Origin of the sequence: Alloalcanivorax balearicus MACL04, assembly GCF_025532145.1 — a bacterium.
GTDB classification, from domain to species: domain Bacteria; phylum Pseudomonadota; class Gammaproteobacteria; order Pseudomonadales; family Alcanivoracaceae; genus Alloalcanivorax; species Alloalcanivorax balearicus.
Genome location: NZ_ARXS01000015.1, coordinates 88,772 through 110,207, shown reverse-complemented (window position 1 = coordinate 110,207; position 21,436 = coordinate 88,772). Strand labels below are relative to the sequence as shown.

Genomic DNA, 21,436 nt, shown 5'->3' with positions numbered 1-21,436 from the left:
GCAGCTCTTCAATACCGTTGTCCACGAACAGGGTTGCCAGCCGCAACAGCTCCTCCCGGTCCATCAGCTCCCGCCCGGGCAGCCATTGCGGGTGTTCCGGCATGCAATACCGGCAACGGAAGTTGCAGCGGTCGGTCAGTGACAAACGCAGCTTGCGTTTGACCCGGCCGAAACGGTCCTGCAATGGCTCCTTTACTAACAACGGCTCAAAGGCTATGCCCATGATCAGTCTCCCCGGCTCAGACGGGCACAAGCGTCGGCCACTTCCGCGGGGTTGTTCAAACTCCACAGCGGCTCCGGCTGCACGTCGGAAAAGTCCACCGGCCGCGCACCGATGGTGGCGAACCAGCGACGCGGCGCCCGCTCGCCACGCTCCAGCGCTTCGGCGAGCCCGCTTTCCAGATCGCGGTTCAGCAAGCAGCACAAATACTGGCCCTGTCCATGAGCCTCAGCATACACCGCCTGTAAGTCCCGTTTCTTGGCCTGGATCATTAAACGGGGCAGCAGGTCATAGGGCAAGGTCACCGCATCACAGGGGAGAATAAGCACCCACCGTGTGGAGGCCGTGCGCAACGCGGCCAGGATACCGGCCAGTGGCCCGCGGAAATCCGGCCAGGGATCACTGGCCACCGGAACACCCAATGCCTGGTAGGCACGCAAATTACGGTTGGCCACGATGAGTCTCGCCGTGCCGGCGGGCAGGGCTTGCAGCACCCGCTCCACCAGGCTGCGGCCCAGCACCGGTATCAGGCCCTTGTCCACACCGCCGAGCCGGCGTCCCTGGCCACCCGCGAGGATCGCAACCGTCACGTCCTCCATCACGCGCCCTCCGCCAATCTCGCCTCTTCGATCAGGGCGCGGATTTCCGGCTGGCAGGAACCGCAATTGGTGCCCGCTCTGACGCAGCGCCCCACGCCCTCCACCGAGGTTAACCCGTTATCGCGAATGGCGTCGAGGATGGTATTCCGTCCCACCGAGAAACAAGAGCAGACCGTGGCGCCGACGTCGTCGGCCGGGTCCACCGAGCGCCCCAGTTTGAGCCCGACGATATCCGCCTCGGATACCCTTTCCTTGCCGAACACGCGGTTCAACCAACTGCGCGAAGGCAGCTCGGCGCGCGGTGATAAATAGGCACAAGCCAGCAGCCGACCTTCCGCCAGCGCGGCGGCGCGATAATCACCGGCACTGACTTCACCGACTTCCAACCACTGCGGTTGCTGCTCGAATCCCAGCAGCGACCGGCTCCAGTGGTGCGGCTCCTCAAGCCGGCCCCGGCCGGCCAGTTCATAGCGCAGGAAACCGTCGCCCTGGATACAGACCCAATAGGCCGGCGCCTCGCTGCCTTCAAACTGCAGGGGGGAACGGCTATAGACCACCCCGTGCCAATCCACCGGGAACGGCGACACCATGACCGGGGTGTGCTTGAACTCCGGTTCTCCGGAGAGCGGATCCACCACCGGGTTGACCAATGCACCAACGCGGGCATCCGATGCACGCTGATCATTCCAGTGAATCGGCACGAACACGGTCCGGCGCGGTTGATCAGCGGTGCAGCGCAGCCGCGCCACCATCGCGCCCCAACGGCTGGCCACTCGTACCAGGGCCCCGTCCTGTACACCGCACAGCATGGCTTCGTAAGGGTGCATCTCCACGAACGGTTCGGGCAAGTGGCTGGCCAGACGCGGGGCGCGGCCAGTGCGCGTCATGGTGTGCCATTGGTCGCGAATACGGCCGGTGTTGAGCACCAGCGGGAACTCGTCATCCACCGCGTTGATCGGGGCACGGGGCGCGGTAGGCACCAGCCGGGCCTTGCCGTCCCCATGGAAAAAGCGGCGGTCCTGGAACAGCCGGGGGGTATGTTCACCGGCTTGCGGCACCGGCCATTGGCACGGGCGCAGGCGATCATAGCCCTCGGCGTCGAGACCCGCCAAACCGCCAATATGGAAAGCACGCCGCACGCCGTCGTCATCGTTGCGCCAGGCCGACAACCGCGCGTGCTCATCAAAAATCTGATGGGGCTGCTCAAAGCCGAAACCTTCGAACCCCAGCCGGCGCGCCACCTCACTGACCGCCCACCAGTCCGGCTTCGCCTCTCCCGGCGACGGCAGAAAGGCTTTTTGCCGGGACAGGCAGCGTTCCGAGTTGGTCACGGTACCGTCTTTCTCGCCCCAGCCCAGCGCCGGCAGCACCACCCGGGCCTCGGCGGCGGTATCGGTATCGGCAAACAGATCGGACACCACCAGCAGTTCACAACGGCGCAGGGCGTCGCGGACCCGGTCGGCGTCCGGCAGACTCACCACTGGATTGGTGGCCATCACCCACAGGGCTTTGATGCGGCCATCGTGTACCGCGTCAAACAAATCCACGGCTTTTAAACCCGGTTCCCGGGCGATGCTCGGACTGCCCCAGAATTCCTGCACCAGTTGCCGGTGTACCGGCTCATCCAGTTCCAGATGCGCCGCCAGCGTATTGGCCAGGCCGCCGACTTCCCGGCCGCCCATGGCATTGGGCTGGCCGGTGATGGAAAACGGCCCCATGCCGGGCTCGCCAAGCCGCCCGGTGAACAGGTGGCAATTGATGATGCTGTTGACCTTGTCGGTGCCGCTGGACGATTGGTTCACGCCCTGGGAAAACACCGTCACCACTTTGCGGGTTCGCGCGAACAGCGCGTAAAACGCCTGCAGTTGCGCCACCGGCACACCACAGGCCTTGGCCACGGCCTCCAAACGGCCGCCGTCGGCACGGGCAACGGCCAGCGCTTCGGCGGCACCGCCGGTATGGTTGGCGACAAACCCGGTGTCCACCACGCCGTGCTCTTCCAGATAGGTGAGCAGCCCGTTGAACAGCCACACATCGGAGCCGGCTTTCACCGGCAAGTGCATATCCGCTTGTTCGCAGGTGGCGGTGCGGCGCGGATCCACCACCACGATACGTTTCTCCGGCCGCTCGCGCCGGCTCTGCATCAATCGCTGATAGACGATCGGGTGGCACCAGGCGGTATTGGAGCCCACCAGCACCACCAGGTCCGCCTCTTCCAGATCCTGATAATTGCCGCCCACCAGATCTTCGCCGAAAGCTCTTTTATGACCGGCCACCGCGGAGGACATGCACAGTCGCGAATTGGTATCGATGTTGGCGGTGCCGAGCCAGCCCTTCACCAGCTTGTTGACCACGTAATAGTCCTCGGTCAGCAACTGGCCGGAGACGTAGAACGCCACCGCCTCCGGGCCATGCTGGTCGATGATGCGGCGCAGATCCGTGGCCACTCGATCCAGCGCCCGGTCCCAGGACACGGCTTGCTCCCGTCCGTCGTCATCGCGCATCAAGGGCTGCAACAGGCGCCCTTCCAACCCCACCGTCTCCGCCAGGGCCGCCCCTTTCACGCAGAGGCGGCCCTGGTTCGCCGGGTGATCCGGATCACCTTCGATACGTAACCGGTTCGGTGCGCTCTCGTCTCCGGGCGTGGCGATCACGCCACAACCCACACCACAGTAGGGACAAGTGGTGCAGGTCATATTCCCACCTCCGTCAGGGCATCCGCGGCGACGCCGGAAGTATCCAGCAGAGTCTGGACCAGGGGCTCGCAACTGCCGCAGCCGGTGGCGGCGCCGGTACATTGTTTGATCGCCGCCAAATCGCAGTGGCCCTCGGCGATAGCCCGACACAAGGTTCCCTTGGTCACGTTCTGGCACTGGCAGAGCGTGGCGCTGTCCGGCAACCGGGTGACATCGAGGGTTGGCGCGGCGCCCCGGGCGGCGGGCAGGATCAATTGCTCCGGTGTTTCCGGCAGCGCCATGTCATTGAGCATCAGTTGCAACAACGTGTTGTATTCCCGTGCGTCCCCTACCAGCACGCCGCCCAGCAGGCGCCGGCCGTCCTCGCTCACCACCAGCTTCTTGTAAATCTGCTTGCGCTCATCCTCGTAGCGATAACAACACGCCCCCGGCGTACTGGCATGAGCATCCCCCAGGGACGCCACGTCCACGCCCATCAATTTCAACTTGGTGGACATATCGGCGCCGGTGAACGGTACCGCCAGTGCTTCATCACGCCGATGCCGCAAATGGCTGACGGCGGCACTCGCCATCTGGTAACCCGGTGCCACCAGACCATAGATGCGCCCGCCCCAGAGCGCGCATTCGCCGATGGCGTAAACATCGGGATCGGAGGTGCGGCAGTGATTATCGATGACAATCCCGCCGCGCTCCCCCACCGCCAGCCCGGCGTCACGGGCCAGCGTGTCCTGGGGGCGGATACCGGCGGAAAACACCACCAGATCCGCTTCCAGGTGCTCGCCGTCGGCGAAGTTGAGACGGTGACGGTAAAACTCTCCGTCGATGATTTCCGTGGTGTTCATGCCGGTATGCACGAACACGCCAAGCTGTTCGATCTTGCGGCGCAGCAGCGCGCCGCCACCATCGTCCACCTGCACCGCCATCAGGCGCGGCGCGAATTCCACCACATGGGTTTGCAGACCGATATCGCGCAGGGCCTTGGCCGCCTCCAGTCCGAGCAGACCACCGCCGATCACCACGCCTACTTCCGCATCCCGCCCGGAGGCCATGATCGCTTCCAGATCCTCGATGGTGCGGTACACCAGACAGCTGGGGCGGCCCCGTCCCGGCACCGGCGGCACGAACGGGTAAGAGCCGGTGGCCAGCACCAGTTTGTCATAGTCCAGCGTGGCGCCCTTGGCGGTCCGGATCGTCTTGTTCTGCAGATCGATGCTGGCGGCGCCCTCACTCAAACGCAGCTCAATACCGTGGCGCTCAAAAAAAAGCGCTGGCACCAGAGACAAGTCCTCGCTGCTGCGGCCGGTGAAGAAATCCGACAAGTGAACACGGTCGTAGGCCGGACGCGATTCCGCGCACAGCACCGTGACCTGATAACGCTGATGCAGCCCGTCCGCCACCAAGTGGTCCAGATACTTCTGCCCCACCATGCCATTACCAATCACCACTAACCGTTCCTGTTTCATCACGACCTCCATCGGATCCGGTGTCTCAGGCGTTGCTGCCGGCGACCTGGGCGGACCGCTGCGCCAGGGCTTCCTGGTACAGTTCCTCTTCGCGGGCTTTGTGCGCGGCGGAGAAACGCACGGCGATGGCGCACAGGGCGCTGACCAGCACCAGGGTGCCAAGGAGGAACAAGGTGTGCTGCACTTCCCCCACCCACAGCAGCAGGAAGCCGGCGGCCACCGCGCCGACGTTGCCGCCGGCGCCGATAATGCCGGCCACGCCGCCGAGCGCCTGACGGTCGATGAACGGCACCAGGGCGTAGGTGGCGCCGCAGGCCATATGGGTGAACAAACCAAAGGCGAGCATCGACAGCACCGCCAGTTGGAAACTGTCCATCAGCGAGAACAACAGCAATCCCAGCCCCTCACCGACGATGAGGACGAACAGCACCAGGGCGCGCGCATCCAGACCTCCCCGGCGCGCCACCTGATCGGACACCCAGCCGCCGAGGGCACGGGCGAACAGGGCCAGTAAGCCGAAGCTGCCGGCCACCAGCCCGGCGGTTTTCAATGACAGGTCGAAGTTATCGAGAAAATAGGTGGCAACCACGTTGTGCATGAAAATCTCAACGCCGAAACACGCACCGTAGGTGACGAACAACATCCATACCCGATAGTTGCCGGCGGCCAGCTTGAAGCTGTCCCAACCGCCCTTCTTGCCGGTGTCCGGCATGGTCCCGGCGGCACGCAGCTCGCTGTAGTTACCGTCCATGCAATCCTGAGTGAAACGCCAGTAAAGAAACGCCATCACCAGCATCAACACACCGGGCACCAGCAAAGCCAGGCGCCAACCAAACGCCTCGCCAACGCCAAACATCAACACCGCGCCAAGCACCAGCGGCATAAGCGCCTGAGCGGCACCACCACCGGCGTTGCCCCAGCCCGCCGCCGCCGCATTGGCGGTGCCCACCACGTTGGGCGCGTACATGATCGAAGTGTGGTACTGGGTGATCACGAAGCTGGCGCCCACGGCACCGATCAGAAGGCGGAAGAACAGAAAGCTCTCATAGCTTTGCGCCGCCGCCACGCCGAACACCGGAATGGCGCCGAGTAGCATCAAGCCGGTGTAGGTCTTGCGCGGCCCGTACCGATCACAAAGGGGGCCGATGATCAGCCGGACCAGGATGGTGATCGTCACGGCGGCGATGTTGATGTTGGCGATCTGCTTGGTGGTCAGATCGAATTCACCGCGAATCACCGGCATCAGAGGAGCGCAGGCGAACCACGCGAAGAAGCAGACGAAGAACGCCATCCAGGTCAGATGGAACACCCGGGTCTGTACCAGGCGCAAATCAAAAAGTTGCAAACGGGTTGCTTTATCAGTGTGCATGGTCTGAATTCCTCACCAGAACACACCGCAACTCGCAAGGACCATGCCACGGCCAACCAAGACCCAGGAGGATGGCAGTGGGGGACCGTCCACCCGCCCCCAGCCTTAATATTTTTTATTTATAAAACAAGGAATTAGGCCGCCCGAACCGGCGACAACCAACCACATAGAAGGGCCCCTGGAAGACAGCCCGGCGCCACCGGTCCGCCCCGGACCATGCCCATATCGGGTGCAAATTTCATGCACCCGGTGCGTGCACCCGGTGCATTACCGCCGGCTATGTCGCCGTCCGTGGCCGGCCAATCCCGGTAACCCGGCTGTAACCCAGCATCAGGAAGCCGAACAAGAACATCAGCACGCCATACACCGCCGCTGGCACCGACATTGCCTCGGATTGCAACAAGGTCAAGGTGATCATCAGCCCCAGGGTGCCGTTCTTGATTCCCAGCTCGATCGCCACGGTGAACGCCTGGGGCCGATCCAGACCGATCAACCGTCCTCCCAGCATGCCCAGTGCCAGGCCAACGACATTCAGCAAAATCACCGCCGCCCCGCCCTGTTTGAGCAATACCAGCGCTTCCTCGCCGAGATCAATCAGCAACAGCGCAATCACCACTACCAGCACCAGCAGCCCGAACACGCTCACCATTTTTTCGCCTTTCTCCGCCCAATCACGGCGGAAATGACGCAAGGTCATGCCCAGGATCACCGGAACCAGGATGATGACGAACAGAGTGATGATGGTGCGCAGTATCGGTAATTCCAGCACCCGCTCGCTGTCCTGAAAATGACCGAGCGCCCAGCTGGTGAACATCGGCAGGGTGACAATGGTGATCAGACTCGCCGCCACCGTGAGGACAATGGACAGCGCCACGTCACCCCGGCCGAGAAAGGCAAACAGATTGGAAGTGGTGCCACCGGGACAGGCCGCGATCACCACCAGCCCCACCGCCAGCGCCGGCGACAAGTCAAGCCACAGCGCCAGCCCCACACCGACCATCGGCAACAACAGAATCTGGGCCACCAAGCCATACAAGGTGGCCCGGGGCGCCACCAGCACTTCGCGAAAATCCTTCGGGGTCAGGGTCAGCCCCATACCCACCATGATCAAAAACAGGGCCGCCGGCAGCCCCACCGCAATCAATGTTGCCTGATCCATGCGCTCGTCCTCTTGTCATTATTAGGACGATCGTACCTTTACCTCGCAAACATGGCCACGCCGACTCATTCAACCGCGTGATTCTGCATCCGATATTCCCAGGTATCGTTGGCATGCATTGCGAAACCGATCCAGCCCGCCCGCGGTTCGCGCGCGTAACGGGGCTCGCCGGGATGCGGTTTCTCGCCGGGGGCAGCCAATGTCAGCAACTCGGTGAACCAGGTGGCGGCATTCTCCAGCAGTTGCGCGGCGGGACGTTGGAGCAGATTCGGGTCACCGGATTCCATGTGCGCCTTAAGCACCACTCGACCGGCTTCCGGGGCATACCAGAGCAACTCGCGGGTGAAGCCCTCCACCAGGCCATCGCCGCCGTTGCGGATTTTATCCAGGCCCGCCCCTTCGCCACGAGCCTGATCCTTGCGCCAGGCAATTTCACGGCTGATGCGCAAGGCGGCGAAGGTACCGGCGCCCACCTGAATTTTTTCCAGGGCGTCCACCCGGCTGATCACCCTGGTCCGGTAGCGGTATTGCCAGCGGGCCTCCTCCGACACCGGCACTGCCACCGTGGACTCGGTGTCATAGCGCCACACATCACCGGGATGCAGCGGGAAGCGCAGTGTGGGGCCAGCCTCGGCACCCTCCGGCTGATAGGCGTCCAGCTCCTCCCGAAGCGTGATGCCGCTCTCTCCCACCTCATAATCGGCCCGGCCACCGTTTATCGCCGCCAGCGTCAATGCCACTGGTTGTGTGTCATTGAGCTGGTACAGCCAGGAGGTACCCACCGGAGGCAGACTGCGTTCGACTTCGCGCAGCGCCGCCGGCGCCATCGGTTTGCCGTCGTCGCCATGAACCACCAGATCGGCGCCGATGTGATAACGGCCCAGGAACCTGCCCTGGTCATCGTAGCGGGTCACGGTGACCTCGCCGGTGTCCTCATCCACCTTGAACCAGCGGCCCACCGGCTGATCGTTCCGGTAGAAGCCCTGTGCCAGCCAGGTGTCCCCCCGGCGGCTGGAGGAAGCACCATGTTGCTTACCCTTGCGGTAATGGGACACCCGGCGCACGCCCTCGTCGGTGACAAAAATCTGTTCCCCGTCTCGCTGGTAGTCGGGCAACAGATTCCGGTCCCGCCGTATCAGATCACCGTCTTCGTTGAAGCGCTCCCGGAGCGACCAGGTTCCGGCCCGGTCGAAGGTGAGACGTTCCACCAAGTGACCGCTCTTGATCGTCTCGCTGACCTGGACGTCATCATTGGCTTCCACGCGGGCAACGATGTTGCCCTGCGGGTCGTAGTTCAGCCGCACATCCGCCAGGCCGCCCTTTTCGGCGGGCCGGGTGTAGATGCGGGACCGTAGCGACCCGTCTTCCCGGTAGTACTTCGCCCGGTCGGTGTGTTCGCCCTTGTCCGGCAGCGCCTCCATGGCAAGGCTACCGTCCTCATGGAAGGCCTTGACCACGTGGTAGCCCTCAGGCAAGTAGTCACGAATTTCCCGGGCATTGCCATTGTTCCAGTAGAAGAGGGCCTGGCCGGTGATTCTTCCCTGGTCATCATAGTGGCCTTCCAGTTCCACCTGGCCGTTAGCGTGGTAATAGGCGAAGGGGCCACGACGGTTGCTGGTGTTAAGCAGGTGTAGCGCCTCCGGATCAGCGATCTGGCTCTTGAAAAACGGAGTGCCGTCGGGCTTGTCGATCACCACCCGCCAGCCTGAGTCCGTTTGCTCAAGAGGCCAGTGCAACCGGAAGGCCGGATCGCCGTCAGTCAAAAACCAGTCATTGTCCAGGGCACGGGTATCGGCGCCAGCCAACGCGCTCAACAAGAGGGCCGGCACACCGGCCAGCATCGCTAATCGGAGCATCATGGGCATCCTTCCTTGAATCGGAACAGTGGGGATCGGGGAATCAGGGGCGCACCTTGCCGCGCAACGCCTTGGTCTGGCCGTGCCGCGTTTTCTTGTCCATGCGTTTATTGCGCGCCGACTTCGACGGACGAGTGGGCCTGCGTTTCTTGTGCACCACGGTGGCGTCGAGAATCAATGCACGTAAACGCTGCAAGGCGTCGTCCAGATTCTTTTCCTGGGTCCGGTGCCGCTGCGCCTTGATCACGATGACACCGTCGGCGGTGATGCGCTGGTCGCCCAAGGCCAGCAGCCGCTCCTTGTAGAACTCGGGCAAGGTCGATGCCCGCACGTCGAAGCGCAAATGGATAGCGGAAGACACTTTATTGACGTTCTGGCCGCCCGCGCCCTGGGCACGGATGGCATGCCATTCGATCTCCGCTTCGGGGATGGTCACGTTGTTGGAGATTTTCAGCATGGGAACGAGCTCTCAATTTGTCCGGACAGTTCCCACAGCGGGGCCACGCAACCTCCGTGCCATTCGCCAGCAGGCTGGCTCCCACAGATCATGCTACAACGCCGCTGTGGCGAGGAACCGGTCGAGGGCGTTGGCGAAGGCCTGGACCTGGCGCTTGTCCAGTGCGGAAGGGCCGCCGCTGGCGAGACCGGCGGAACGCATTTCTTCCATGAAGTCGCGACGGTTGAGATGCTCGCGCACCGTCTCCTTGGTGTAAAGGGTGCCGCGTGGGTTGAGGCCGATGGCGCCCGCCGCCACGATCCGGTCCGCCAGCGGCACGTCCGCGGTGATCACCAGATCACCGGGACTGACTTGTTCGGCGATGTAATCGTCGGCGGCATCAAAACCAGAAGGGACCTGGATCAGACGGATAAACGGGGAACGGGGCACGCGCATGGCATGGTTCGCCACCAGCCGGGTGTGCAGATGACGACGCTGGGCGGCGCGAAACAGCACTTCCTTGATCGCGCCGGGACAAGCGTCCGCGTCCACCCAGATACACGGCGCCGCCTCACTCACAGGCGCATCTCAATGCCGGCTTGCTGCATGTATTTCTTGGCTTCGGCAATGCTGTACTCGCCGAAGTGGAAGATCGACGCCGCCAGCACCGCATCGGCGCCGCCCTGGATCACGCCGTCCACCAAGTGCTGCAGATTGCCGACACCGCCGGAGGCAATCACCGGCACCGGCACGGCATCGGCAATGGCCCGGGTCAGGGCGATATCAAAACCGTTTTTGGTGCCGTCGCGATCCATGCTGGTCAGCAGGATTTCACCGGCGCCGTAATCGGTCATGCGTCGCGCCCACTCTACCGCATCAATACCGGTGGGCTTGCGGCCCCCGTGGGTGAAAATCTCCCAGCGATTGTTCTCGCTTTCGCCGCTGACTTTCTTGGCATCGATGGCCACCACGATGCACTGGGAGCCGAACCGCTGCGCGGCCTCATGGACGAATTCCGGATTCTTCACCGCCGCCGAGTTGATACTGACCTTGTCGGCGCCGGCATTGAGCAGATTACGAATATCTTCCAGGGTGCGCACGCCACCGCCCACGGTGAGCGGGATGAACACCTGACTGGCCATGCGCTCCACGGTTTCCAGGGTGGTGTCCCGCCCTTCGTGGCTGGCGGTAATGTCCAGGAAGGTAATCTCGTCCGCCCCGGCTTCGTTATAACGGCGCGCCACTTCCACCGGATCACCGGCGTCGCGGATATCGACGAACTGGACACCCTTGACCACGCGGCCGGCGTCCACGTCCAGGCAGGGGATGATACGTTTGGCAAGGCTCATGGTTGTCTCCGCGCTCAGGCGCCGGTGAGCTGGTCGGACAGCGCTTGGCCTTCGGCGAAGTCCAGGGTGTTCTCGTAAATGGCACGGCCGGTGATGGCACCGCTGATGCCCTGGTCCGCCACCGCGCACAGGTTGCGCACGTCGTCCAGGTTGGTGATGCCACCGGAGGCGATCACCGGGATGCTCATGGACCGGGCCAGCCGCACGGTCGCTTCCACATTCACGCCCTGCAGCATGCCATCACGGCTGATGTCGGTGTAAACGATGGCGGAGACACCGTCGTTCTCGAATTGCCGGGCCAGGTCGATCACATCCACATCGGTGACGTTGGCCCAGCCGTCGGTGGCCACCTTGCCGTCCTTGGCGTCCAGGCCGACGATGATATGGCCGGGAAAACGCTGACACATTGCCTTGACGAAGGCCGGCTCATTGACGGCCTTGGTGCCGATGATCACCCACTGCACCCCGGCGTCCAGGTAGGCCTGGATGATTTCCGGAGTACGGATACCGCCGCCGATCTGGATTGGCAGATTCGGGTGGGCTTTGGCAATGGCCTTGACGATCTCGCCATTCACCGGCTCGCCGGCAAAGGCCCCGTTGAGGTCCACCAGGTGCAGGCGGCGGGCGCCCCGTTCCACCCAGTGAGTGGCGACGGCCACCGGGTCTTCGGAGAAGACGGTGTCGTCTTCCATGCGCCCTTGTTTGAGGCGGACGCACTTACCGTCTTTAAGGTCGATGGCGGGAATCAGTTGCATCAAAGTCTCTTTCTATCAACGTATATCGGCGTTTTGTCGGCACGGCGACGGTCAGGGCTGCCAGCGCAGGAAGTTTTCCAGTAGTTGCAGGCCGGCGTCGGCGCTTTTTTCCGGATGGAACTGCACCGCGAAGACATTTTTCTTGATCACCGCGGCGGCGAAATCGCGGCCGTAGTGACACATGCCGGAGATATTCTCTTCCGGCACGTCCAAGGCACAGTAGCTGTGCACGAAATAAAAACGGCTGTTGTCGGCGATGCCGGCCCACATCGGGTGCGGGTGCATCTGGCGCACCTCGTTCCAACCCATGTGCGGCACTTTCAGGCGGTTTCCGGTTTCCCCGTACTGCTCACCAAAATGCGCCACCCGGCCGTTGAAGACACCCAGGCAGTCGACGCCGTCGTTTTCCTCGCTGTGATCCAGCAGCGCCTGCATGCCCACACAAACGCCGAGCAGCGGCTTGCGCGCATCGATCACATCGAGAATGGCCCGGTCCAGCCCGGTCTCGGTGATCACCCGGATACAGTCACGAATGGCGCCGACACCGGGAAACACCACCCGGTCCGCGTGGCGGACCTGGTCCGGGTCACCGGTAACCACGATGCGTTGACCGGAAGCCACTTTCTCCAGCGCCTTGCCGGCGGAGTGCAGATTCCCCATGCCGTAATCGACCACGGCGACGGTTTCACTCATACCTGGGTTCCTCATTCGGTTTCCGTCAAGGTGCCCTTGGTGCTGGGAGTGATATCGCCCATGCGCGGATCCCTCTCCACCGCCACACGCAGCGCGCGGCCAAAGGCCTTGAACACGGTTTCCGCCTGGTGGTGAGCGTTCTTGCCGCGCAGGTTGTCCACGTGCACGGTGATCATGGCGTGGTTCACCAGGCCCTGGAAGAACTCGTGGAACAGATCCACGTCAAAGCCGCCGATCATGCCGCGAGTAAACGGCACATGCATTTCCAGGCCGGGACGGCCGGACAGGTCGATCACCACCCGGGACAAGGCTTCGTCCAGCGGCACATAGGCGTGGCCATAACGGCGAATGCCTTTCTTGTCGCCCCAGGCCCGGGACAGCGCCTGCCCCAGGGTAATACCGATATCCTCCACGGTGTGGTGGGCATCGATATGCAAATCCCCGTTGGCGACGATGTCCAGGTCGATCAGACCGTGGCGTGCCACCTGATCCAGCATGTGCTCCAGAAACGGCAGGCCGGTGTCCAGCTTACAGGCGCCGGTGCCATCCAGATTCACGGCGACCCGGATCTGGGTTTCCAGTGTGTTGCGCTCGACAGTGGCGCGACGTTCGCTCATCGGTACCTCCAAGATTGAGGCGGGTAGTATACTAGGGAACCGACCCTTTAGCCTACGTGGCCCGCCGAGACCGGCGGGGTACGGACGTTTTTTCATCGCCTCCGGGAGACCGCATGCCGATTCAGCTTCAGATTCACGCCGCCAGTGACAGCGTCAACGACACTTTCGCCAAAACCCTGCGCGATGATCCCGACCACGCCCGGGCGCTGCGCCAGGCCATCGCCGCGGGGCACACCATCGCCGGCGCCCATTTCAACGGCCAGCCGGTGGCGGTGGCCGCCCTGGACGGCGAGGCGCTGCTGTGGATGGTGGTGCATCCGTCCACCCGGGGACGTGGCGTCGGCAAGGATTTTCTACGCCTGCTGGAACAGCACCAGGGTGGCCCCCTGTCCCTGCCGCCGGAGTGCCGCCGGCCGGGCTGAATCGCCGCCGCGGGACAGCGCTGAATTTGCTTGCCGAGACACCCGATTTGGCCCTATAAAATCGTCCGTTACGGCTGAATGGTGCTGTCCTGCGTTGAAACTGATCACCTTTGATCCCTTCCGCACTCTGGGCTTGGCTTCGGTTCGCTACATCAAACCGGAACACGCCGCCGCCCATGTGAGCGAGTTGAGTGATGCCGACTGGCTGCTGTTCCCCGCGTATTGGCAGTTGCACGGCCTGCACTACGTGTTGCAGCGGCCGATTTTCCCAAGCCCTGCTTCCTATCATCTGGGCCATGACAAGATCGAAATGACCCGGGCCCTGGAACTGGCCTGTCCTCAACATCTGCCAGCCACCGAGGTACTGCCCTCCGACAGCACTTCGGTAAGCCGTATCCTGGACACCTGGACGTTCCCGTTCGTGGGCAAACAGGTCCGTTCCAGCCGTGGCGAGGGCGTTTTCCTGATCGAGAACCGCCAGCAATTACAGGCGTTCGCCGCGCAGAACGACGTGCTCTACATCCAGAAGCTGCTGCCGATCGTGCGCGATCTGCGCGTGGTGGTGGTGGGTCGTAAGGTGATCGCCGCTTACTGGCGCGAGGGCGAGGGGTTCCTCAATAACGTGGCACGCGGCGGCCGTGTACGTCATGACCTGCCGGTGCCGGAGGCCGCGGTGGAACTGGTGCACGATCTGGCCCTGCGCCTCGGTATCGATTACGCCGGCTTCGACGTGGCCTGGGTGGATGGCCATCCTTATGTGCTGGAGTTCAACCGCTTGTTCGGCAATCAGGGCATGCCCGATCTGCCGCAGCGCATCGCCTCGGCAATGAACGATTATCTGCTCGGCGAAACGCCGTCCTCGCCGGCCGGGCCGGAACCCAACCCGTCGCCCATCACCGCTTCCGCCTGACTGCGCAACAGCGCCTGATAGCGATAAGCCAATTGCTCCACCGGCTGCAGCCGCACCTGGCGCTCACCGGACATCACCGTCAGCGCCCGCTCCGGTTGATACAGGGCTTTCACATCCAGTTCACCACGGGTGAGCTGGCTTTCCGGCACCTGTAACCGGCCGGGCACGCCGGCCACGCACAGCGCCCAGCTTTCCTCTTCACCGAAGTCATCACACACCAGCGCCTTGAACTCCAGCGCCGGCGCCTGATGCGACTTGCGGCGGGGCCCCTGCAACCGCGTCAGGCGCAGGAACAGCAAGCCCGCGCACAGCGCGGCGAAGGAGGTGGACGACAACGGCTGTCCCGGGAAGCGCACCAGCGCGCGATCACCCAGTCCACGCTCCACCTGGCCGCCGTACAGGCGCGCCACTTCACTCAGCAGATGGTGATAGTCGTCCAGCAAGGCCCGCAAGGCATCGGCGGTATAGCGCTGCCGGAAGTGATCGAAATTGACGATACTCAGGCGCAGATCGCTGCCGCCCGGGCCCCCATTGCCTTGCGGACGCCGAAACACGATGGACGGTGGAGCGCCATCCAGCGCTTCAGCTTCGTCGCTGTCCAAACCCGTTCCCGGCGTTTCATCGCCGGCCCTGGCGGGCTGCCCCCGCTGGATTCGCCGCCACATGACTTCCCCGGCCACTCGCAGCAGCAACACGCCCAGCACCACCAGCACGTAGCCGGATTCCAGCCCCTCGCGGGCGGTGCTCGGGCGGGCCGCCAGCACCAGGGCTCCGGCCGGTTCGCCATCCGCCAACGCCACCGGAACTTCCACTCTCACCGTGGCCGCCGAAGGCAGCTCGCCGCCGGCCAGCGGCTGCCGGGCCACACTGAGGAAACGCGCCTCACTGACGGTATCCAGAGCGCGGGTTTCACGAGCGATGACATTGAGACTGATAAGGTCATCACCGACCATGGATTCCGCCGCGCGCAGGGCGGTCTGCCGGGCCAGGGAGGTCAGTTCCTGCCGTTGCTGCTCCTCCAGGCGGGCGGAAAAGTGCTCAAGAAAGTAGACGCCGATCACCAGCGCCATCAGCAGCATGGTGGCCAGTTCCACCAGCAGAACGCGCTCCTGGCGCAGCCACGGGCGCCATCGTTGCCAAAGGGACATGGTCCGTATTTCCTGTTGGGCGAATCGCGGGGCCGAGTATACCTGTTTAAGGAGCCATCGGGCTTGCCCGTGGCGCCAAACCGGGCTGCCGCTGGCCGGCGCTTTTTGCTACGCTACGCCGACCTTTTACCCGGGTCCAAGGAACACAACTAGTGCGCGAGATCATTCTGATCCAGGTGTCCGGCAACGACCGGCCTGGCTTGACCGCGGCCTTCACCGCGATACTGGGCCGCTACCAGGTGAACGTACTGGATATCGGCCAGGCGGTGATCCATGACACCCTGTCCCTGGGCATTCTGGTGGAGGTACCACCGGAAGGGGAAGCGTCGCCGCTGCTCAAGGACCTGTTGTTCGAAGCCCACAAACGTAATATTTCGGTGCGGTTCCGTCCCATCGACGAGGACCGCTACGAGGAATGGGTGTCCGGCCAGGGCAAGGACCGTCATATCATCACCCTGCTATCACGCAAGATCACCGCCGAGCAGTTGGCCGAGGTCACCACCGTGGTGGCCGACAATGGCCTCAACATCGACAGCATGACCCGTCTGTCCGGCCGGGTTCGCCTGGAAGGCGAGCTGGAAAACCCGGACACCCGCGCCTGCGTGGAAATTTCCGTGCGCGGCGAGCCCCGGGACGCGGCGGCCATGCGCGCCGCTTTTCTGTCCATCGCCAACGAACGCAACCTGGATATCGCCTTCCAGCGTGACAGTGCTTTCCGCCGCAATCGGCGGCTGGTGGTGTTCGACATGGACTCCACCCTGATCCGCTCGGAAGTGATCGATGAACTGGCCGCCGAGGCCGGCGTCGGCGAGCAGGTGGCCGCCATCACCGAACGGGCCATGCGCGGCGAGCTGGACTTCAATGAGAGCTTCCGCTCTCGCGTGGCCCTGCTCAAGGGGCTGGACGAAAGCGCTTTGGAACGGGTGCGCGACCGCCTGGAGCTGACCGAAGGGGCCCAGCGCCTGATCCCCACCCTCAAGGCCCTGGGCTACCGCACCGCCATTCTGTCCGGCGGCTTTACCTGGTTCGGCGAATGGCTCAAGCGCACTTTGAACATCGACTACGTTTACGCCAACGAACTGGAAATCGAGGACGGCAAGGTCACCGGCCGGGTGGTGGGCCAGATCGTCAACGGCGAACGCAAGGCGGAACTGCTCAAACAGATCGCCAAGCAGGAAAACATCAACCTGGAGCAGGTTATCGCCGTGGGCGACGGCGCCAATGATCTGCCGATGCTGGGCGCCGCTGGTCTTGGTATCGCCTTCCGCGCCAAGCCGCTGGTAAAGAAGAATGCCGAGCAGTCCATCTCCACGCTGGGCCTGGACGGCATCCTCTATCTGATCGGGGTACGCGACAAGGATCAGGCGGAACTGCTGAACTAGTCCGTATTCGCTGGCAAGCCAGCTTCCCACAGTGGCTTTCTTGAACCTCCGTGGGAAGCTGGCTTGCCAGCGAACAACTTTGCACCTGGCCTCCACGACTCTTCATACTGAAAAGAACCGCGTTGGGCCGTTCCCATCGCCAGCCCTTGTAATGAGACTGATTCGCGTTTAATGTGTGCTTTCAACGCCTGTTACCAGGCATCGCACTTTCGCCACTCACCTGTCTCTGTCCATGCCCGCCACCGACATCGATTCGTCTCATCTGGCCGAGCTGTATCGTGACCATCATGGCTGGCTGCATCTTTGGCTACGGCGCAAGCTGGGTTGCACCGAGCAGGCCGCCGACATTGCCCAGGACACCTTCGTGCGGGTGCTGGTGCGCGGAAAGCCGGTCACCGACGAAGCGCCGCGGGCTTTTCTCGGCACCATCGCCAAGGGGCTGGTGGTCGATTTCTGGCGCCGCGGCGCTCTGGAAAAAGCCTACCTGGAAGCCTTGGCACAGTTGCCTCGGGAATACGCGCCCTCCGCCGAAACCCGTAACGAGGCCCTGCAAATGCTGGAGCGGGTGGCGGCCATGCTGGACGGCCTGAAGACCCGGGTACGTCGAGCCTTCCTGCTTTATCAGTTGGGTGGCCAGAATCATCGCCAGGTGGCCGAGCAGCTGGGCGTCTCCACCCGCACCGCCGAGCGCTATGTGGCCGAAGCCCTGATGCATTGCTACCGGCTGCGCTTCGAACAGGGCGGCGCCTGACCATGCCCCACGACCGGACCCTGCCGGAATCGGTGGTGCACACCGCCATCCAATGGCAATTGCGCCTGGATGGCACCGATGATCGCCAGGCCCTGCGGCGGAGCATCCGCGACTGGTGCGAACGCCATCCCGACCATGCTCTGGCCTGGGAACGTCTGTGCGATCTGCGTGGCGAATTCCGTTCACTGTTGGATGCCCTGCCGGACAAGGACATGGCGTTACCGGTGCTGAACAACGCCGGCGCCGACCTGCATCGGCGCCGCACGCTGAAGAGTCTGCTTGCGCTGTTGGTCGGAGCACCCGGCGGTTGGCTGGCCTACCGGCACTCACCACTACACGCCGACTACCGTACCGGTGCCGGAGAACAGCAGCGCCTGACTCTGGATGACGGTACCCGCATCCAGCTCAATACCCGCTCGTCCCTGGATGTGCGCTACAGCGACAGCGAGCGGCGCCTGGTGCTGAATCACGGCGAAATGTGGGTGGAAAGCGGGACGGACGCAGGCTACGCCCTGCCCCGTCCGCTGCGGGTGGAACATCGTTTCGGTCACTGCGAGGCCGGGCAGGCCCGGTTTCTGTTACGGGACCACCAGGGCGATTTCGCCACCCTCTGGGTCGAGCAGGGCGAAGTCACTGCTGTCACCGCCGCGGGCCAACAGCAGCTTTGCGCCTCCGGTGAGCGCTGGCGGCTGGGCGACTTCGCCGTCACTCCGCTGGCCACACCGACGCATCCGCCGGCCGCCTGGACTCGCGGCATGCTGGTGGTGGACAACATGCGCCTGGAGGAATTCGTCGCCGAACTGGCCCGTTACCGTAGCGGGCACACCGGTTGTGATCCGGCGGTGGCGGATTTACGCCTCTCCGGAGTATTCCAGTTGGACCATCCCGACGCCTTGATGGATGACCTCGACCGCCTGCTGCCGGTGGAGGTGGTCTGGCGTACCTCCTTGTGGGTCCGGGTGGTGGCCCAAGCATGACGCCGGAGCACCGCCGGGACCACAAAGCCGCTGTGGGAGCTTGCCTGCAAGCGAATTCCTGGAAATGTCCCCAATTCGCTTGCAGGCAAGCTCCCACAGCGGCTCCACAGCAATCGCCGAGTTGTAGACATCGGTGTTGGCAGGAAATCAGAAAGTTTGTCGGTTTTTCCCCTGTCGTTCGGTTAACGGGATGACACGTCCTTAAACGACAGCGGAACGACACCATGCTTTTCTCTTCTTCTCAACGCCCCGGCGACCGCCATTGGCGCCGGCGCGCCCTCGCCTCCATGCTGGCGCTGACCCTGGGCTGCGGCCCCGCGCTGGCCGCTGACTCCGTGCAGACGCCGCCCTCCACGGCCCTGCGCGACATCCGCATTGACGCCGGCCCACTGGCGCCCGCGCTGAGCCGGTTCGCCCAGCAAACCGGCATCACCCTGTCCTTTTCCCCGGACCTGGTCAAAGACCGGCGGACCCAGGGCCTGCAAGGGCCCGCCTCGGTGGCGCAAGCCCTGGCGCAATTACTGGCCGGCACCGGGCTCACCGTGGAGCAGGGCCGCAGCGGCTATGTGGTGGTTCCGGTCCAACAGGACACCCGGCCGCACTTACTGGATCCGGTCACCGTGCGGGGACAGCCCGGCGGCGCCAATGGTGTCGATCCGGTGGACGGCTATCAGGCCGGCTACAGCCGTACCGCCACCAAAACCGACACCCCTGTTCTGGAAACCGCGCAGAGTATCAGCGTGGTCACCGCCGATCAGATCGCCGACCGCAAAGCCACCAGTGTCGAGGAAGCGGTGGCCTACACCGCCGGAGTCAGCGTCGGCGGCGCCGGCCTGGATCCGCGTTTCGACCAGATCAATGTGCGCGGCTACCCGGCCACCACCAACGCCGATTTCCTGGACGGGCTGCGCCAGCCCAACACCGGCTGGCTGTCCTACTACACCAGTGAACCCTATGCGCTGGAGCGGGTGGAAATTCTCAAGGGCCCCGCTTCAGTGTTGTACGGCCAGATCAGCCCCGGCGGCATGGTCAACCGGGTCAGCAAAAGACCCAGCCTGTCGGCACGCAAGGAAGTGGAATTGCAGGCCGGCAACAATGATCACCTGCAGGGCCAGTTCGATGTCGGCGGCAAACTGGACCAGAACGCGGATGTGCTTTACCGGCTGGTCGGTGTCGCCCGTGACGCCGAAACCGACATCGAGCAAGTGGACAACGACATTACCCTGCTGGCGCCATCCCTGAGCTGGCGCATCGACGATGACACCCACCTCACGCTGCTGGCGCAGTACAGTGACCGCCTCACCAGCGGCGCGCCGCGCCCTTATCAACAGGGCGACACCCTGACCCGTTTCTGGCCCGGCGACGAAGAGTTCGACAAGCTGGATCAACGGCAATGGAGCCTGGGCTACGAATTCGAACACGCTTTCAGTGACCGTGTCCGCTTCCAGCACAACCTGCGCTACGGCAACGTGGATACCACCAACCAGTATCTCTCCGTCGGCACCGTCGACAGCAGCACGCCGAATCTGCTGCCGCGATCCAGTTACGGTGTCTACGAAGACATGGAATCGGTTACCTCCGACACCCGTCTGGTCACCGAGCTGAATACCGGGCCGGTCCGCCATACGCTGCTCACCGGTATCGACTACACTTGGTTGAATTACGACGTGGTCTACGCGTCCGGGCCGGCGCCCTCCATCGACATTACCAACCCGGATTACCATCAACCGGTCCCCAACCCCACCACCGGCACGGTGTTTACCGATCAGACCGGGACCTCCCACCGCGGCGGTCTGTACCTGATGGATCAAATGGCGCTCGACAACTGGCGCCTGTCCGCCGGGATCCGCCAGGACTGGAGCGCCACCGACAAGAAAAACCATCTCGCCGGCAGCCATGACAAAAGCCACAACGACAAAACCACTGGCCAGGCCGGCGTCCTCTATCTGTTCGATTCCGGCATTGCCCCCTATGCCAGTTACGCCCAGTCCTTCCTCCCCGAGAATGGCGCCAACCTCTACGGTGAGGACTACAAACCCACCGAGGGCGAACAGTTCGAGCTGGGCGTGAAATACCAGCCGCCGGGCAGCCGCACCCTGCTCACCGCGTCGGTGTATCAACTCACGCAAACCAACGTTCTTACCCGTGATCCCGACAATGCACTGAACCACCTGCAGACCGGCGAGGAGCGTTCCCGGGGCGTTGAGCTGGAAGCGGTTTCCGACATCAACGAGGCGCTGCGCATGACCGCCAGCTATGCCTTCAACGATGCCGAGGTGACCAAAAGCAACGACGGCGACGAAGGCAAGGACCCGATCAACCGACCCCGCCATCTGGCCAGCCTGTGGCTGGAATATCGCCAGTACGGCGGTGTCCTGGATGGCCTCGGCGTGGCCGGTGGCGCCCGCTATGTGGGCAGCAACTACAGCGACAGCAATAACGACGACAAGAACGAGGCCTACACGCTGGTGGATCTCGGCGCCCACTATGATCTGCACGGCGCACTCGCCGGCTTCCGTATCGGCGTCAATGCCAAAAATGTGTTCGACAAACAATACATCGCCTGCGAGGCCGGCTACTGCTATCGCGGTGAAGGCCGCAGCGTGATCGGCAGCGTCAGCTATCGCTGGTAGG

At 63.5% G+C, this 21,436-nt stretch carries 19 protein-coding genes and 1 pseudogene; 6 read left to right on the top strand and 14 right to left on the bottom strand.

The genetic code is table 11. The annotated features are described in order from the left end of the window. The 13 genes and pseudogenes from MA04_RS13750 to hisB form a co-directional block, all read right to left on the bottom strand. Positions 1 to 223: pseudogene (locus MA04_RS13750) on the bottom strand (GTP 3',8-cyclase MoaA); the annotation flags it as partial. 2 nt (positions 224 to 225) lie between these two features. After that, positions 226 to 819, bottom strand: coding sequence for a molybdenum cofactor guanylyltransferase MobA (gene mobA, locus MA04_RS13745; RefSeq protein ID WP_163123017.1), 594 nt, complete (start codon positions 817 to 819; stop codon positions 226 to 228). After that, complete coding sequence (locus tag MA04_RS13740; protein ID WP_262461016.1) at positions 819 to 3,515, bottom strand: nitrate reductase; 2,697 nt, start codon at positions 3,513 to 3,515, stop codon at positions 819 to 821. Before MA04_RS13740 ends, mobA begins: the two co-directional genes overlap by 1 nt. Then, a complete protein-coding gene (gene nirB, locus MA04_RS13735; RefSeq protein WP_262461014.1) occupies positions 3,512 to 4,978 on the bottom strand; it encodes a nitrite reductase large subunit NirB in 1,467 nt (488 codons plus the stop codon). The genes MA04_RS13740 and nirB overlap by 4 nt, the downstream gene beginning before the upstream one ends. Positions 4,979 to 5,003: 25 nt before the next feature. Then, positions 5,004 to 6,347, bottom strand: a complete 1,344-nt coding sequence (locus tag MA04_RS13730; protein WP_262461013.1) for an MFS transporter — start codon at positions 6,345 to 6,347, stop codon at positions 5,004 to 5,006. A 277-nt stretch (positions 6,348 to 6,624) separates the two neighbouring features. Then, positions 6,625 to 7,506 carry a bile acid:sodium symporter family protein gene (locus MA04_RS13725; protein WP_262461011.1) on the bottom strand — a complete coding sequence of 294 codons (882 nt, stop codon included), beginning with the start codon at positions 7,504 to 7,506 and terminating at the stop codon, positions 6,625 to 6,627. A gap of 65 nt (positions 7,507 to 7,571) precedes the next feature. Then, on the bottom strand, positions 7,572 to 9,365 hold the full coding sequence (locus MA04_RS13720; RefSeq protein ID WP_262461009.1) for a toxin-antitoxin system YwqK family antitoxin: 1,794 nt from the start codon (positions 9,363 to 9,365) through the stop codon (positions 7,572 to 7,574). Between the two features lie 40 nt (positions 9,366 to 9,405). After that, positions 9,406 to 9,819: an alternative ribosome rescue aminoacyl-tRNA hydrolase ArfB gene (arfB, locus tag MA04_RS13715; RefSeq protein ID WP_163123001.1), complete on the bottom strand. Its 414-nt coding sequence runs from the start codon at positions 9,817 to 9,819 to the stop codon at positions 9,406 to 9,408. Positions 9,820 to 9,912: 93 nt separating this feature from the next. After that, on the bottom strand, positions 9,913 to 10,377 hold the full coding sequence (locus MA04_RS13710; RefSeq protein WP_262461007.1) for a YaiI/YqxD family protein: 465 nt from the start codon (positions 10,375 to 10,377) through the stop codon (positions 9,913 to 9,915). Then, positions 10,374 to 11,147 carry an imidazole glycerol phosphate synthase subunit HisF gene (gene hisF / locus MA04_RS13705; RefSeq protein ID WP_163122995.1) on the bottom strand — a complete coding sequence of 258 codons (774 nt, stop codon included), beginning with the start codon at positions 11,145 to 11,147 and terminating at the stop codon, positions 10,374 to 10,376. Before hisF ends, MA04_RS13710 begins: the two co-directional genes overlap by 4 nt. A 14-nt stretch (positions 11,148 to 11,161) precedes the next feature. Then, a complete protein-coding gene (gene hisA, locus MA04_RS13700) occupies positions 11,162 to 11,902 on the bottom strand; it encodes a 1-(5-phosphoribosyl)-5-[(5-phosphoribosylamino)methylideneamino]imidazole-4-carboxamide isomerase (RefSeq protein ID WP_262461006.1) in 741 nt (246 codons plus the stop codon). Between the two features lie 51 nt (positions 11,903 to 11,953). Beyond that, positions 11,954 to 12,595 (bottom strand): imidazole glycerol phosphate synthase subunit HisH, encoded by a 642-nt coding sequence (gene hisH, locus MA04_RS13695; RefSeq protein ID WP_262461005.1) that lies wholly within the window; start codon positions 12,593 to 12,595, stop codon positions 11,954 to 11,956. Between the two features lie 11 nt (positions 12,596 to 12,606). Beyond that, positions 12,607 to 13,212, bottom strand: a complete 606-nt coding sequence (gene hisB / locus MA04_RS13690) for an imidazoleglycerol-phosphate dehydratase HisB (RefSeq protein WP_014992956.1) — start codon at positions 13,210 to 13,212, stop codon at positions 12,607 to 12,609. A gap of 113 nt (positions 13,213 to 13,325) precedes the next feature. Between hisB and MA04_RS13685 the strand changes: the two genes are divergently transcribed. Further along, entirely contained in the window at positions 13,326 to 13,634 is a 309-nt protein-coding gene (locus MA04_RS13685) for a GNAT family N-acetyltransferase (protein ID WP_022994360.1), read from the top strand. Positions 13,635 to 13,728: 94 nt separating this feature from the next. Next, complete coding sequence (locus MA04_RS13680; RefSeq protein ID WP_262461001.1) at positions 13,729 to 14,544, top strand: ATP-grasp domain-containing protein; 816 nt, start codon at positions 13,729 to 13,731, stop codon at positions 14,542 to 14,544. On the opposite strand, the gene MA04_RS13675 is transcribed toward MA04_RS13680, so the two are convergent. Next, complete coding sequence (locus tag MA04_RS13675; RefSeq protein ID WP_262460999.1) at positions 14,469 to 15,692, bottom strand: hypothetical protein; 1,224 nt, start codon at positions 15,690 to 15,692, stop codon at positions 14,469 to 14,471. The genes MA04_RS13680 and MA04_RS13675 overlap by 76 nt on opposite strands. Before the next feature lie 152 nt (positions 15,693 to 15,844). Here MA04_RS13675 and serB point away from each other — a divergent pair, with 152 nt between their 5' ends. The 4 genes from serB to MA04_RS13655 all read left to right on the top strand — a co-directional run bounded on the left by serB (position 15,845) and on the right by MA04_RS13655 (position 21,435). Continuing rightward, positions 15,845 to 17,074, top strand: coding sequence for a phosphoserine phosphatase SerB (serB, locus tag MA04_RS13670; protein WP_014992952.1), 1,230 nt, complete (start codon positions 15,845 to 15,847; stop codon positions 17,072 to 17,074). Between the two features lie 175 nt (positions 17,075 to 17,249). After that, complete coding sequence (locus MA04_RS13665; protein WP_394356153.1) at positions 17,250 to 17,825, top strand: sigma-70 family RNA polymerase sigma factor; 576 nt, start codon at positions 17,250 to 17,252, stop codon at positions 17,823 to 17,825. A 2-nt stretch (positions 17,826 to 17,827) separates the two neighbouring features. Beyond that, positions 17,828 to 18,802 (top strand): FecR domain-containing protein, encoded by a 975-nt coding sequence (locus MA04_RS13660; RefSeq protein ID WP_262460998.1) that lies wholly within the window; start codon positions 17,828 to 17,830, stop codon positions 18,800 to 18,802. Positions 18,803 to 19,026: 224 nt separating this feature from the next. Continuing rightward, positions 19,027 to 21,435, top strand: a complete 2,409-nt coding sequence (locus tag MA04_RS13655) for a TonB-dependent siderophore receptor (RefSeq protein ID WP_262460996.1) — start codon at positions 19,027 to 19,029, stop codon at positions 21,433 to 21,435. The last annotated feature ends 1 nt before the right edge of the window (position 21,436 follow it).